General features: G+C 70.9%; 13 protein-coding genes. 5 read left to right on the top strand and 8 right to left on the bottom strand.

The genetic code is table 11. The features are described from left to right. Positions 1-3: 3 nt before the first annotated feature. The 4 genes from NUH29_RS09770 to NUH29_RS09755 form a co-directional block, all read right to left on the bottom strand. Positions 4-777, bottom strand: coding sequence for an ABC transporter permease (locus NUH29_RS09770; RefSeq protein WP_258798913.1), 774 nt, complete (start codon positions 775-777; stop codon positions 4-6). Then, complete coding sequence (locus NUH29_RS09765; RefSeq protein WP_308445763.1) at positions 774-1,589, bottom strand: ABC transporter permease; 816 nt, start codon at positions 1,587-1,589, stop codon at positions 774-776. The genes NUH29_RS09770 and NUH29_RS09765 overlap by 4 nt, the downstream gene beginning before the upstream one ends. Positions 1,590-1,640: 51 nt before the next feature. After that, positions 1,641-2,621: an ABC transporter substrate-binding protein gene (locus NUH29_RS09760; protein ID WP_258798912.1), complete on the bottom strand. Its 981-nt coding sequence runs from the start codon at positions 2,619-2,621 to the stop codon at positions 1,641-1,643. Positions 2,622-2,737: 116 nt separating this feature from the next. After that, on the bottom strand, positions 2,738-3,385 hold the full coding sequence (locus tag NUH29_RS09755; protein ID WP_258798911.1) for a GntR family transcriptional regulator: 648 nt from the start codon (positions 3,383-3,385) through the stop codon (positions 2,738-2,740). A gap of 155 nt (positions 3,386-3,540) precedes the next feature. On the opposite strand from NUH29_RS09755, the gene NUH29_RS09750 reads away from it, so the two are divergent. From NUH29_RS09750 to NUH29_RS09730, 5 genes are read left to right on the top strand one after another with little or no spacing between them, the layout of a single operon-like run. Continuing rightward, a complete protein-coding gene (locus NUH29_RS09750) occupies positions 3,541-4,272 on the top strand; it encodes a PIG-L deacetylase family protein (RefSeq protein WP_258798910.1) in 732 nt (243 codons plus the stop codon). Position 4,273: 1 nt separating this feature from the next. Continuing rightward, a complete protein-coding gene (locus NUH29_RS09745) occupies positions 4,274-4,972 on the top strand; it encodes a 4-carboxy-4-hydroxy-2-oxoadipate aldolase/oxaloacetate decarboxylase (RefSeq protein WP_258798909.1) in 699 nt (232 codons plus the stop codon). Next, on the top strand, positions 4,969-5,754 hold the full coding sequence (locus NUH29_RS09740) for a DUF1932 domain-containing protein (RefSeq protein WP_258798908.1): 786 nt from the start codon (positions 4,969-4,971) through the stop codon (positions 5,752-5,754). Before NUH29_RS09745 ends, NUH29_RS09740 begins: the two co-directional genes overlap by 4 nt. Beyond that, positions 5,751-6,827, top strand: a complete 1,077-nt coding sequence (locus tag NUH29_RS09735) for a 4-oxalomesaconate tautomerase (RefSeq protein ID WP_258798907.1) — start codon at positions 5,751-5,753, stop codon at positions 6,825-6,827. The genes NUH29_RS09740 and NUH29_RS09735 overlap by 4 nt, the downstream gene beginning before the upstream one ends. Then, positions 6,824-7,807: a VOC family protein gene (locus NUH29_RS09730; protein ID WP_258798906.1), complete on the top strand. Its 984-nt coding sequence runs from the start codon at positions 6,824-6,826 to the stop codon at positions 7,805-7,807. The genes NUH29_RS09735 and NUH29_RS09730 overlap by 4 nt, the downstream gene beginning before the upstream one ends. 33 nt (positions 7,808-7,840) lie before the next feature. Here the strand turns inward: NUH29_RS09730 and NUH29_RS09725 are convergent, their stop codons facing one another. From NUH29_RS09725 to NUH29_RS09710, 4 genes are read right to left on the bottom strand one after another with little or no spacing between them, the layout of a single operon-like run. Beyond that, on the bottom strand, positions 7,841-9,787 hold the full coding sequence (locus NUH29_RS09725; RefSeq protein WP_258798905.1) for an oxidoreductase: 1,947 nt from the start codon (positions 9,785-9,787) through the stop codon (positions 7,841-7,843). Beyond that, positions 9,784-10,533: a dienelactone hydrolase family protein gene (locus NUH29_RS09720; RefSeq protein ID WP_258798904.1), complete on the bottom strand. Its 750-nt coding sequence runs from the start codon at positions 10,531-10,533 to the stop codon at positions 9,784-9,786. The genes NUH29_RS09725 and NUH29_RS09720 overlap by 4 nt, the downstream gene beginning before the upstream one ends. Then, positions 10,530-11,684 (bottom strand): ABC transporter ATP-binding protein, encoded by a 1,155-nt coding sequence (locus NUH29_RS09715; RefSeq protein ID WP_258798903.1) that lies wholly within the window; start codon positions 11,682-11,684, stop codon positions 10,530-10,532. The genes NUH29_RS09720 and NUH29_RS09715 overlap by 4 nt, the downstream gene beginning before the upstream one ends. Before the next feature lie 35 nt (positions 11,685-11,719). Continuing rightward, positions 11,720-13,441 (bottom strand): ABC transporter permease, encoded by a 1,722-nt coding sequence (locus NUH29_RS09710; RefSeq protein WP_258798902.1) that lies wholly within the window; start codon positions 13,439-13,441, stop codon positions 11,720-11,722. Positions 13,442-13,466: the final 25 nt, after the last annotated feature.

Below are 13,466 nucleotides of genomic sequence, written 5' to 3'. Positions count from 1 at the left end.
GGATCAACCTTCACGTTGAACCTCTCTCAGTCCGTGGTACCAGCGCAGGATGCGCCGCTCGATGAGGCGGAAGACGACGGAGAGCGCGAAGCCGATGAGGCCGAGCAGCAGGATGCCGCTCCACATCTCGGGGATCGCGAAGCTCCGCTGGAAGTAGGAGATCAGGAAGCCGAGGCCCGACGACGAGCCGAACATCTCGGAGATCACCATGAGGATGAGCGCGATCGAGAGCGACTGACGCACCCCGGTGAGGATCTTGGGGCCCGCGGCGGGCACGATCAGGTAGGCGAGGCGCTGCACCCGGGTGATCCGGTAGCTGCTCGCGGTGTCGCGCATCACCTCGTCGGTGCCGCGCACACCCTCGATCGTGTTGAGCAGGATGGGCCAGACCGAGCCGAACGCGATCACGAAGACGCGCATCTGGTCGTTGAGGCCGAAGATCAGCATGAACAGCGGCACGAGCACGGGCGGCGGCACCGCGCGGAAGAACTCGAGCAGCGGTTCGAGCACGCGGCGCACGGTGCGGAACGACCCGATGAACACGCCGATGCCGACGCCGAACACGATCGCCGCCGCGAGCCCCGCGAACAGCCGGCCGAGACTCGGCAGGATGTCCTCCCAGAGCCGGGGGCTGAACCAGGTGTCGACGAAGGTCTGGGCAAGCTGCGCCGGGGTCGGCACGTAGAAGTTGCTGCCGCCGAGGGTGCCGATCCACCACAGCAGGATCAGCAGGACGGGCAGGCCGAGCGTGTACGCGGCATCCTTGAGGAGCTTCACAGCGCGAGCTCCGATCGGATCGAGGTGTGCCAGGCGAGGGTGCGGCGCTCGACGAGGCGGGCGACCAGGTTGACGAGCACCCCGATGAGGCCGGTCGCGAGGATGTAGGCGTAGACGCCGACGACGTCGCCCCCGGACTGCGAGTCGGAGATCGCCTTGCCGAGTCCGGGGGTTCCGATGATGAGCTCCGCGGTGATGGCGAGGATCAGGGCCACCGAGGCGGCGAGCCGGATGCCCGTGATGAGGTACGGGAGGGTGGTCGGCCAGACGACGTGGCGGATGCGCTGCAGCCGTCCGAGGCGGTAGCTGCGGGCGGTCTCGTTCGCGACCGGATCGACGTCGAGGGTGCCGTAGATCACCTGGATGAGCACCTGCCAGAACGACGCGTAGACGATGAGCAGCAGCGACGACTGCATCTTGGTGCCGAACAGCAGCACCGCGAGCGGGATGAGCGCCACCGAGGGGATGGGACGGAGGAACTCGATGGTCGAGCGGGTGGCTCGTTCCAGGAATCGGCTCGAGCCGATCGCGAACCCGGCGATGGTGCCGGCGACGACCGCGATGGCGAGACCGATCGCCCAGCTCGTCATGGTCTCGCCGACCTCGCGCCAGAACTGCAGGTCGCGGAGCATCGAGGCGAAACGCACGAGCACCTCGCTCGCCGGGGGGAGGAACCGCGGGTCGATGATCCCGGTGCGGGTCACGAGCTCCCAGACGAGCAACAGCCCGGCGATGCCCGCGAGTCCGAGAGCCATGTTGACGACGGCGTTCGGCCGATGCGATCTGCGCCGTCCGAACGCCGTCGTCGTCATGTCGTTCCTTGCCTTCTCGGGTTCAGGTGGATCTGATGGTGCGGATGCCGGTTACGGCAGCAGGCTGTCCCAGTCCGGCTCGGCGGACAGGGCGCCGTATGTCACGGCGGCCTCGGCGAGCTTCTTCTGCGCCGCCTCGTTGATCTCCACCGGGAACATCGGGAGCACGATCTTGGCGCGCGTCGCGTCGTCCGTCTTGGTGTAGGTGCCGATGATGTCGCGCACGGCATCCGGGTTCTTCTGGGCGAACTCGAGGGCCTGCGACATCGCGGTCTGGAACTTCTCCACGATGTCGGGGTTGTCGCTCACGTAGCTGCCGAGGGCGAAGTAGGCCGCGATGTCGAGCGACGGGTCGAAGTCCGCGTAGGCGTAGCTCACGACGCGGTCGCCCGCGGCGAGCGCTGCCGACACGAAGGGCTCGACCACGAAGGCGGCGTCGACCTGGCCGTTCTCGACCGCGGCGACCGCGTCCGGGAAGGCGACCTCGACGATGTTTACGCTCGCACCGTCTCCGCCCGCGGCGTCGACGACGGATCGCGTGACCGTGTCGTTGATGTTGCCGAGCGTGTTGCTCGACACCGTCTTGCCGGAGAGGTCGGCTGCCGTCTGGATGGGCGAGTCGCCCTTCACGACGATGGCGCCGAAGTCGCTCGAGGTGTCGCCCGTGGTGGCCACGGCGGCGGAGACCATCTTCACGTCGATGTCCTTCGACTGGGCGACCATGAGACTCAGCGTGTTGCTGAAGCCGAACTGGTAGTCGCCCGCGACGACGGCGGGAACGATCGCGGCACCGCCGGCGGCGGTCTCGATCGTGACGTCGAGGCCGGCGTCGGCGAAGAAGCCCTCCGACTGGGCCAGGTAGAGCGGTGCGGTGTCGGCGATCGGGATGACGCCGACGGTGATCGGGATGAGCTCCCCGGAGGCGTCGCCGGACTCGGCGGGAGCGGGAGCTCCCGAGTCGGTGCAGCCGGTCAGTGCCAGGATGGCGGCCGCGCCGAACGCGGCGACGCCGAACATGCGCTTCGTGGACATGTCACTCCATTGTGATGAGGGCGGACGCGCGGGGTCGGTGCGATCCCCGCGTTGACCGGGACGCTACGTCGTCGCCAGGTTCGCTGTCAATACCGTCAACGAAATTGTTGACAATCTTATTTGGCCAGGTGGCCGGAGGTGTCCAGGGTGGCGAGCGTGCCGACGACGCTGCCGACGTGGGCGCGCATCGCGCGTTCCGCCCCCTCCGGATCGCGCGCGCACACGGCGTCGACGATGGCGAGGTGCTCCGGAAGCGACACCGTGGGGCGACCCGGCAGCAGCGACAGCTGGAACTGATGCCGCACCATCTGGCCGTTGAGCTGCTCGATGATCCGCGACGCGGTCGCGTGACCGGCGATCTCCCGCACGCGTGAGTGGAGGACGCCGTTGAGCTCCGAGTAGCGCAGCAGTTCGCCCTGGGCGACGGCCGCCTCCATCCGCGCCCCGAGTTCGCGCAGCTCCGCGATCTGCTGGTCGGTGACGAGCTCGGCCGCACGTCGCGCGACGAGGCCCTCGACCGCTTGGCGGATCTCGGTGATCTCCACGGCCTCGGCCACCGAGATCTCCCGCACTCGGGCGCCGCGGTTGGGTTGCAGCTCGACGAGCCCGTCGGCCGCGAGCTGGATGAGGGCGTTGCGGATCACGAAGCGGCTCGCGCCGTACTGCTCGGCCAGCTCCGTCTCGATGAGGCGCTGACGCGGGGCATAGCTTCCCCGCAGAATGGCGGTGCGCAGCTGGGTGCGCACCTCGTCGAGATCGCTCACGGTGGGCCTGTTCTGTGTCGCCGAGGTGTCGTCCGATTCTGCACCAGCGATCACTCGCGGCGCAGCGCATCCGGACCCGACTTGTGTCGTCAGCAAGATTGTTGACAATATTGCCGCCGAATGTATAGTGACAGCACCATCTTCTGGGAGGTCCAATGTCGGATCAATCGCCGCTCCTCGTCGTGACGGCACACCCCGGCGACTTCGTCTGGCGGGCGGGCGGGGCCATCGCCCTCGCGGTCTCCCGCGGACAGCGCGCCGTCATCGCCTGCCTCAGCTTCGGCGAGCGCGGCGAGTCGGCCGCCGCCTGGCGGGCGGGCAAGAGCCTCGACGAGATCAAGCAGATCCGTCGCGACGAGGGTCAGACGGCCGCCGACGCCCTCGGCGCCGAGGTGCACTTCTTCGACGCGGGCGACTACCCGCTGCGCGAGAGCGACGAGCTCATGGAGCGTCTGATCGCGCTCTACCGTGAGGTGCAGCCGGCGGTCGTGCTCACCCACGGCGAGCGGGACCCCTACAACATGGACCACCCGAAGGCGGGCGAGATCGCGCTCGCGGCGCGCGTGCTCGCGCAGGCCCCGGGCGTAGTCGGCGTGGGTGACGTCATCGGCGCGCCCCCGGTCTTCGCCTTCGAGCCGCATCAGCCCGAGGTCTGCGGCTTCATCCCCGACGTGCTGCTCGACATCACGTCCGTCTGGGACACCAAGGTCGCCGCCATGGACGCGCTCGTCGCGCAGGCCCACCTCGTGCCCTATTACACCGACCTCGGCAAGCGCCGCGGCGTGCAGGCCGAGCGCAACAGCGGACCGAACCTGGGCCTGCCGAAGGACACCCGGGCGGAGGCCTTCCAGCGCTTCTACCCGCAGGTCACCCAGGAGCTCGACTGACATGGCGCACTACGTCGTCCGCGAGATCGACCGCGCACCGGACGCGGTGATCGCCGCTCTCGGCGAGGCCGGCGTCGCGACCGCCCACGAGGCCGCCGGACGGATCGGGCTGCTCGGCCCGCGCATCCGGGCGCGCCTCGAGGGCGCAGCGATCGCGGGCTCCGCGGTCACCGTGTCGTGCCATCCGGGTGACAACCTGATGATCCACGCGGCGGTCGAGGTGTGCCGCCCGGGCGACGTGCTCGTCGTCACGACGACGTCGGATTCCACCGACGGCATGTTCGGCGACCTGCTCGCCAACTCGCTCCTGTCCCGCGGGGTGCGCGGGCTCGTGATCGACGCCGGCGTGCGCGACATCGCGACCCTGCGCGAGATGGGCTTCCCCGTGTGGTCGCGTGCCGTGCACGCGCAGGGCACCGTCAAAGCCAGCCCGGGCTCCGTGAACATCCCCGTCGTCGCCGCCGGGCAGCTCGTGAACCCCGGCGACATCGTCGTGGCCGACGACGACGGGGTCCTCGTGCTCCCCATCACCCGGGGGGAGGAGGTCGCCGCCGCTGCGGCGGCGCGGCTCGCGAACGAGGAGTCCAAGCGCGAGGTGCTCGCCGCGGGGACCCTCGGCGTCGACCTGTACTCCCTGCGCCCGCTGCTCGCCGAACTCGGCGTGCAGTACGTCGACCGGCTGCCGCGGGACGCGGGATGACCCGCGTCGCCGTCCTCGGGCTCGGCGAGGCGGGACGCACCTTCGCGGCGGGCCTCGTGGGTCACGTCGCGGTGCGCGGATGGGATCCCGCCCCGACCGCGTCCGTAGACGGCGTCGCGCGCGTCGACACCGCGGAGGGCGCGGTGCGCGGGGCGGATGCCGTGCTCGCCTTCGCGCCCGCGGCCCGCGCGGCCTCGGCACTCGCGTCCGCCGTCGGCGTCGTTTCACCCGGGACCCTCTACGCCGACTTCGCCACCGCCGACCCGGCGCTGAAGCGCGCGCTCGCCGGCACCGCGACCGCCGCCGGCATGCGCTTCGCCGACGCCGCCATCATGGCTCCCGTGCGCCGCGGGGCCGCGAACACCCCGATCCTCGTCAGCGGCGACGGCGCGACGGCGCTCGCCGAACTGCTCGCGCCCGCCGGCATCCCCAGCGAGATCGTTCCGGGTGAGGCCGGCACCGCGGCCGCGCGCAAATTGCTGCGCAGCATGCTGGTCAAGGGCCTCACCGGGGTCATGATCGAGTCGCTGCGCGCGGCCGAGCGCGAGGGTCTCGTCGACTGGTTCGCGCCGCACCTGCTCGCGACCCTCACCGACCTCGACGAGCAGACGCTCGCCGGTTTCGTGGGCGGCACCGCGGTGCATGCCGTGCGACGCATCGACGAGATGGAGGCCGCGGCCACCATGGCGGAGACCGCGGGCGGGCGCGCCGACATCACCCGCGCGGTCGCCGAGCTGCTGCGCTCGGTCGCCGGCGAGGGAGTTCCGGAGGCGCTCGGATGACGACGGCCGGCATCCGCTGCATGCTCATGCGCGGCGGAACCTCGAAGGGGGCGTACTTCCTCGCCTCCGAGCTGCCCGACGACCCCGCGGAGCGCGACGAGCTGCTGCTGCGCGTGATGGGCTCGCCCGACGTGCGGCAGATCGACGGGCTGGGGGGCGCGCATCCGCTCACCAGCAAGGTCGGGGTGGTCTCGCCCTCGCCCGAGCCGGAGGCCGACGTCGACTACCTCTTCCTCCAGGTGGTGCCAGACCAACCCCTCGTCACCGATCGGCAGACCTGCGGCAACATCCTCGCGGGGGTGGGACCGTTCGCGATCGAGCGCGGTCTGGTCGCCGCCCACGACGGCGTGACCCCCGTGCGCATCCGTCTGCTGAACCCGACGATCTCGTTCGTCACCGCCCACGTGCCGACACCCGGCGGCGCGGTCGAGTACGACGGCGACACCCTCATGTCGGGCGTGCCGTTCCCGGCCGCCGCGATCCCGCTCGACTTCCTCGGCGACGGCGCCCCGGCGTTCCCGACCGGCCATCTCGTCGACCGGCTCGGCGGCGAGGACGTCACGTGCGTCGACGCCGGGATGCCGGTCGTGCTGATCCCGGCGGCGGCGCTCGGGCTGCGCGGTGACGAGAGCCCCGCCGAGCTCGAGGCGGACGAGCCGCTGCGTGCCCGCCTCGAACGGATCCGGCTCGACGCCGGCCACGCGATGGGCCTCGGCGACGTCTCCGACACCACCGTCCCGAAGCTCAGCATCGTCTCGCCCGCCCGCGACGGGGGGCTCGCGACCACCCGCACCTTCATCCCGCACCGCGTGCACGAGGCGATCGGCGTGCTCGGTGCCGTGTCGGTGGCGGTCGGATGCCTCACCCCCGGCACGGTCGGGAGCGTCGCGGACGCGGGGGAGGGGCCGTACCGGATCGAGCACCCGACGGGCGCGTTCGAGGTCGGGCTCGAGCTGCAGGGCTCCGGCGCAGCCACGGGCGTGCGTTCGAGCACGCTGGTGCGCACCGCGCGCAGGATCATGGATGGAACGGTGTGGCCGCGGGCCGCCCACGACGAGAGGATCGGACGATGACCGATCACGCGGCGCCGCGACTGCGCCACGACCCCGAACGCCGCCGCGAACTCGCCCACGTGGGCCCGGTGGAGCTGTACACGCCGACCCTCCAGGCGAGCCGTGACTTCTTCGTGAACCAGATGGCGCTGCGCGAGGTGCACCGCGACGCGGAGTCGATCTATCTGCACACCTGGGACGACTACAGCTCGTGGACGCTGCGGCTCATCGCGCGCGAGCAGGCCGGCATCGGCCGCACCTTCCTGCGTGCCGCGAGCCCGGAGGCGATGGAGCGGCTGATCGCGACGATCGCGCAGACGCCGTTCGCCGGGGAGCGGCGCGACGGCTTCCACGGCCTCGGCGAGGTGTACTGCTTCGACGACCCCGACGGGCATCCGATGGGCGTCTACTGGGACGTCGACTGGTACGAGCCCGACGCGACCGACACGCCCTCGCTCAAGAACCAGGCCGCCGCGTTCCCGGGCCGCGGGGCCAACATCCGCCGCCTCGACCACGTGAACTACCTCACCCACGACGTGCCGGCCGTCTCGGCGTTCCTCGCCGACGTGCTGGGCGCGCGCTGCACCGAGCGGATCGTCACCGACGACGGCGAGGACGCCGCCATCTGGTACAACCTCGGCCAGAAGAGCTACGACCTCGTCTACACGCGCGACTGGACGGGCGCGAACGGCCGCCTGCACCACATCGCCTTCGCGACCGACACCCGCGAGGACATCCTGCGCGCGGCCGACGTGATGCTCGAGGCGGGCATCCACATCGAGACCGGACCGCACAAGCACGCGATCCAGCAGACCTTCTTCCTCTACGTGTGGGAGCCGGGCGGCAACCGCATCGAGCTGTGCAACGCCGGCGCGCGCCTCATCCTGGCGCCCGACTGGAAGACGATCTCGTGGACCGCCGCCGAGCGGGCCAAGGGCCAGGCCTGGGGCCTCAAGACGATCGACACCTTCCACACCCACGGCACCCCGCTGGTCGACTAGCGGGGCGGTGCCTGCTCCGCCGAGCAGTTCGCCTCACACCCGGCGACCGAGCTCGTAGCCCTCCCGGATCGCGTTGCGGATGCGGCGCGGCGCGCGGGCGTCCCCGATGAGGTGCACGGGGAGACCCGGACGCAGCTCGCCCACGCGCGCGACGAGTTCGGAGCGGGCGTGCTGCGGGCCCACCCACACTGCCGCGTGCACGTCGGGGACGACCCGTTCCCGCCGCGAGTCGTAGTGGCAGAGCACCGCGGTTCCGTCCTCGAACCGCACGAGCTCGTGCATCGGGATGATCTCCGCCTCCGCGAGGTCGAGGCTCCGCAGGGCGGCGATGCGCGAGACGCTCGGAAGCTCGCGGAACGGCTCGAAGAAGCGGGTCACGACGACGGCGCGGCCGCCGCGTCGGGCGACCTCTTCGGCGACCTGTGCCGCCCAGTAGTGTCCGTCCTCGTCGAACACGAGAACGCCGCCCGAGATCCGCTCCGGGAGCTCCGAGACGTCGTCGACCAGTCGCACGCTGTCGTCGCTGCGGACCGTCGGCGCCTCCGGAGCGGCACCCGTCGCGACCACGACCACGTCGGGATCCAGCGCGAGCACGGTCTCCGCATCCGCCGCGACGCCCAGGCGCACCTCGGCGCGGTCGATCGAGCGCGCGAGCCACCGGGCGGCGGCCTCGAAGCCGCCGACGCCGCCGAGATCGCCTACGCCCGGTCCCGCCTTGCCTCCGAGATCCGCCTCGGCCTCGAGCAGCGTGACGCTGTGCCCGCGCTCGACGGCGACGCGCGCGGTCTCCATGCCCGCCGGGCCGCCGCCGACGACGACGACGTGCCGGGCGGGGTCGGCGGGGGGCAGCGTTCGCAGCTCCAACTCGCGGCCGACCTCCGCGTTCTGCACGCAGGTCAGCGGCACGAGACCCTCGTGCAGCCCCGACCAGCAGTGGTTGCACTGGATGCAGGGGCGGATGTCGTCGTCGCGCCCCGCCTCCGCCTTCGCGGCCCATCGGGGGTCGACGGTGAGCGCGCGACCGAGCGCGACCGCATCGGCCCAGCCTCCGGCGAGGATCCGGTCGGCGTCCTCCGGCATCACGATCCCGGTGCACGCGATCCGCACCACACGATCGAGCGCGCGCCCGACCTGCTCCTGCACGTGGGCGAACGGCGTCCTCGGGTGGTGGCGGTCGGGCAGGTGGGTCGCGATCGAGTTGAAGTTGCCCTGCGAGAACGAGACGTAGTCGATCAGACCCTCGTCCTGCAGCCGCAGCGCGAAGTCCCGGGTGAGCTCCGTGGTGAGGCCGCCGTCGGTGAACTCGTCGACGCCGAGCCGGTAGCCGATGGCGAAGTCGGCGGGGGCCTGCGCCCGGAGCGCCCCGAGGATGTCGAGCGCGAGCCGGGCGCGACGATCCGCATCCCCGCCGTACCGGTCGTCGCGGATGTTGCTGAACGGGGAGAGGAACTGCTGCAGCAGGTGCCCCTGCGCGCCGTTGAGTTCGACGCCGTCGAAGCCGGCGCGCGCGATGTTGAGTCCCGAGCGCACGTAGCCGTCGGCGAGCTCCGACACCTCCGCGGCGGTGAGCTCGTGCGGGACCCCGCCGCTGCGGGGGCAGGCCACCGGGGACGGGCCGACGAGGCGCGGCGGCACGCTCGTCGAGGTGTGCTGCCGACCGCTGTGGTTGAGCTGGCCGATCAGCAGCGCGCCCTCGTCGTGGATGGCCGCGGCGAAGCGCTCGAGCCCCGGGAGGGCTTCCTCGCGGAACGCCGCGATGCCGAACGGACCGTGCAGCACGCTCGGATGGATGCGCAGCGCCTCGGTGACCAGCGTGCCCGTCCCTCCGCGCGCGATCCCCGCGTAGTGCGCGATGAGGCGGTCGCTGACCCCGTTGTCCTCGGACAGGTTCGTCGTGGTCGCCGCGCGCACGATGCGGTTGCGCGCGCGACGGGCGCCGACGTCGAGCGGCTCGAACAGCCGCGGGTGGTTCGCCGTCATCGCGGGTCCCGCAGCAGGCGGTCGAACCATCCGTCGACTTCGGCCCAGCCCGCCATGGCGGCCTCCCAGCGGTAGGCGGGCAGGTTGACGGCGAAGAAGGCGTGCCCGGCGCCGGGGTAGCTCACGAAGCGGTGCTCCTTGCCGAGGCGCGTGAGTTCGGCGTCGACGGCGCCGACGGCCTCCGGGGTGGGATTGCGGTCGTCGTCGCCGAAGAGGCCGAGGACGGGGCCGACGAGGTCGCCGGCGAGCGACAGGGGCGACACCGGATTGGCGTCGGTGAGGTCCGCGGGGGGCGTGTCGATCTTGGGCCCGTAGCAGACCACGGTCGCGTCGAACGGAATGCGGGTCGAGGCGAGGAACGACTGCCGTCCGCCCGAGCAGTAGCCGATGATGCCGCGCTTCGCCGCCGCGAACGGTTGCGCGCCGAGGTAGGCGAGCGCCCCCTCGACGTCGCCGATGAGCTGCTCCATGGGGACGCCTCCCGCATCCCACGAGATCTTCGCCGCCACCTCGGGCGCCTCGCCGGGCGCCGAGCGGTGGTGCAGGTGGGGCAGGATGCACGCGTAGCCCTCGGTCGCGAAGCGTCGGGCGATCTCCTTCGACTCGCGATCCCATCCGTCGCGATGGTGCAGCACGACGACGATCGGATACGACCCGTCACCGCTCGGCCGGGCGAGGTAGCCGGGGATCTCGTCCCCGCGCCAGCCGGGGAACTCGACGCGCGTCGCGACGATGTCGTCGATCATCGGCTCGCCCCCTCGGTCGGGATGAGGGAGATCGTCGCCGGGTCGATGCGCAGGCGCACCGCGGTTCCCGCCGGGAACGAGACGGACGGGTTCACCCGGGCCCGCATCTCGTAGCCTCCGATGTCGACGATGTGGTCGACCGCCTCGCCGAGGTAGCTCCGCGCGGCGACCGTGCCCGAGAAGCCGTTGCCGGCGGCGGGGGCGGTCTCCGCCGCGAGCACCTCGACCGACTCCGGGCGGATGCCGATGAGGTACGACGCCGTCGCGTCGAGCGGTCGGTCGACCGCCACCTCGAGCCGACCCTGCGGGGTCTCGACGATCGCCGTGCCGTTGCCGGACTCGACGGCGGTCGCCGGGAGGAAGTTGGAGTTGCCGATGAACTCGGCCACGAACTTCGACTCGGGGTGCGTGTAGATGTCGCGGGGAGCACCGACCTGGGCGACCTGGCCCTTCGACATGACCGCGATCCGCGACGAGAGCGCGAGCGCCTCGACCTGATCGTGGGTGACGTAGATGCTCGTGATGCCGATCTCGTGCTGCAACCTCTTCAGCTCGAAGCGCAGCGACTCGCGCAGCTTCGCGTCGAGGTTCGACAGCGGCTCGTCGAGCAGGAGCAGCGGCGGCTCCGTCACGAGCGCCCGGGCGAGGGCGAGCCGCTGCTGCTGGCCGCCGGAGAGCTTGGTGGCCGAGCGGCCGGCGAAGGCGTCCAGCTCCATGGTGGCGAGCACCCGCATCACGCGTTCCTCGATCACCTTCTTCTTGGGGCGATCCCTCCGCGGCATCACCTGGAGGGGGAAAGCCACGTTGTCGAAAACCGACAGGTGGGGCCAGATGGCGTACGACTGGAACACCATGCCGAGGCCCCGCCGGTTGACGGGCACCTCCCGGTCGCGGCCGCGACCCCGGGAGAAGAGGACGCGCTCCGAGAGGCGGATCTCGCCGGAGTCGGGACGCTCGAGTCCGGCGATGGAGCGCAGCGTCGTGGTCTTCCCGCAGCCCGAGGGGCCGAGGAAGGTGAACATCTCCCCCTCGTGGATCTCGAGGGACACGTCGTCGATCGCCGCGAGCTGCGCGGACGCCGTGGCGCGTCCACGGCCGCGCTGGTCGCTGGGGACGTCGAACGTCTTCCGGAGGTTGTCGATGCGGAGCACGTATCAGCCTTTCCAGGTGAGGTCGGGGGAGCGGGTCACAGGCGGATGCCGACGCGCGAGCCGAACTTGTGCACGAGCGCGACGATGAGGGACAGGAAGACGACGAGCACGACGCCCAGCGCCGAGATGTCGACGAGCTCGCCCTCCTCGTACATCTGGAAGATGAGCACCGCGATCACCTCGTTGCCGGGGCTGTAGAGCAGGATCGACGACCCCAGCTCGCGGACGGCCACGATGAGCAGGTAGATCCAGCCCGCCATCAGTCCCGGGAACATGAGCGGCAGCACGATCCGGGTCCAGGTCTGCCACCAGCTCGCGCCGGCGACGGCGGACGACTCCTCGAGTTCGGCGGAGATCTGCTGCAGCGACGACATCGCGTACCGCATGCCGTAGGGCAGGAAGTTCGTCATGTAGGCGATCAGCAGGATGAGGAGGGTGCCGTACACCGCGATGGGCAGCGGGTTGCGCAGGTACACGAACGAGACGGCGAGACCGATGACGAGGCCCGGGAACACCATCGGGATGAAGGTGAGCTGGTCGACCAGCTTGCGGGATCGCCGACGGCCGCGGACGACCACCCAGGCCGCGACCGCGGTGAGCACCATGATCGCGGTGGCCGTACCGACGGCGAGGAGCAGGGAGTTGCCGACGGACCGCGCGAAGATCGGGTTCTCGAACAGGTCCACGTAGTTCTGCAGGGTGAACTCGGACATCGCGCGGATGCTGATCGCCTGGAAGTGCGGGAGCAGCGAGTTGTAGGCCATCACGAACAGCGGGAGCGCCGTCGTCACCAGGAAGTAGACGAGCACCCCGATGGCCACCGGCCACTTCCACCGTCCGAGGTCGAGCGCGGCCGGGCGGAAGCCCTTGCCGGTCACGGTCGCGTACTGCTTGCCGTCGCCCTGCATCCGGTTGAGGGCCCAGGTGCCGAGGATCGCGAGCACGACCAGACCGATCGAGAGCGCGCCGGCGGCGGCGGTGTCGTAGGGGAAGTCGGACATGACGTAGTAGATCCGCGAGACGAAGACGAAGATGCCGCCGGGGACGCCGAGCAGGGTCGGGACCTCGAACGAACCGAGGGTCTTGACGCCCACCACGAGGGCCGCCGCGGCGAGCGCTGGGCGCATGAGCGGGATGGTGATGCGGCGGAGCATGGTGGCCCGGGTGGCGCCGTTGACGAGCGCCGACTCCTCGAGCGACGGGTCCATCGCCCGGAACGCGACGAACATGAAGAGGTAGACGAGCGGCACGTTGTGGGTGCCCTCGACCCAGATCATCCCCGGCATGGAGAAGATGTCGAACCAGGGCCCGCCCGTCAGGGCGTTCCCGATCTGGTTGGCGATGCCGACGTTGGGGCTCGCGACCATCACCCAGGCGATCGTGTAGAGCAGACCGGGCACGATGAGCGGCACGAGCGAGGTCGCGACGATGAGCGAGCGGAACGGCACGTTCGTGCGCACCGTGATGTAGGCCAGCGCGGTGCCGAGCGCGAGGGCGAGAACCGTGGCGCCGACCGTGAAGACGATGGAGCTCAGCACCATCGAGTCGAGCCCGGAGGTGCCGTAGGCCCGACGGAACGCGTCGAGGGTGAAGGCGCCGCCCGAGAAGAAGGTGGCGATGAACAGGTAGATCGCCGGCGTCAGGACGAGGTAGCCGATGATGAGGATCGCCAGGAAGACGATCACGTTCTTCGGGGACAGGACGCGGCGGACCAGCTGGCCCGCGGAACGCTCCTCGGTGTATCGCTGCTGCAGCATGACTCGCTCTCAGGACGGGGTCGGC

This window comes from Protaetiibacter mangrovi (assembly GCF_024752305.1).
Lineage (GTDB): Bacteria > Actinomycetota > Actinomycetes > Actinomycetales > Microbacteriaceae > Homoserinibacter > Homoserinibacter mangrovi.
This window is presented reverse-complemented; position numbering and strand designations above follow the sequence as displayed.

Bases quoted from the DNA above. Each gene is read 5' to 3' on its own strand.
- NUH29_RS09765 (WP_308445763.1), bottom strand. From the start codon at position 1,589: ATGACGACGACGGCGTTCGGACGGCGCAGATCGCATCGGCCGAACGCC.
- NUH29_RS09760 (WP_258798912.1), bottom strand. From the start codon at position 2,621: ATGTCCACGAAGCGCATGTTCGGCGTCGCCGCGTTCGGCGCGGCCGCC.
- NUH29_RS09750 (WP_258798910.1), top strand. From the start codon at position 3,541: ATGTCGGATCAATCGCCGCTCCTCGTCGTGACGGCACACCCCGGCGAC.
- NUH29_RS09745 (WP_258798909.1), top strand. From the start codon at position 4,274: ATGGCGCACTACGTCGTCCGCGAGATCGACCGCGCACCGGACGCGGTG.
- NUH29_RS09740 (WP_258798908.1), top strand. From the start codon at position 4,969: ATGACCCGCGTCGCCGTCCTCGGGCTCGGCGAGGCGGGACGCACCTTC.
- NUH29_RS09735 (WP_258798907.1), top strand. From the start codon at position 5,751: ATGACGACGGCCGGCATCCGCTGCATGCTCATGCGCGGCGGAACCTCG.
- NUH29_RS09730 (WP_258798906.1), top strand. From the start codon at position 6,824: ATGACCGATCACGCGGCGCCGCGACTGCGCCACGACCCCGAACGCCGC.
- NUH29_RS09725 (WP_258798905.1), bottom strand. From the start codon at position 9,787: ATGACGGCGAACCACCCGCGGCTGTTCGAGCCGCTCGACGTCGGCGCC.
- NUH29_RS09720 (WP_258798904.1), bottom strand. From the start codon at position 10,533: ATGATCGACGACATCGTCGCGACGCGCGTCGAGTTCCCCGGCTGGCGC.
- NUH29_RS09710 (WP_258798902.1), bottom strand. From the start codon at position 13,441: ATGCTGCAGCAGCGATACACCGAGGAGCGTTCCGCGGGCCAGCTGGTC.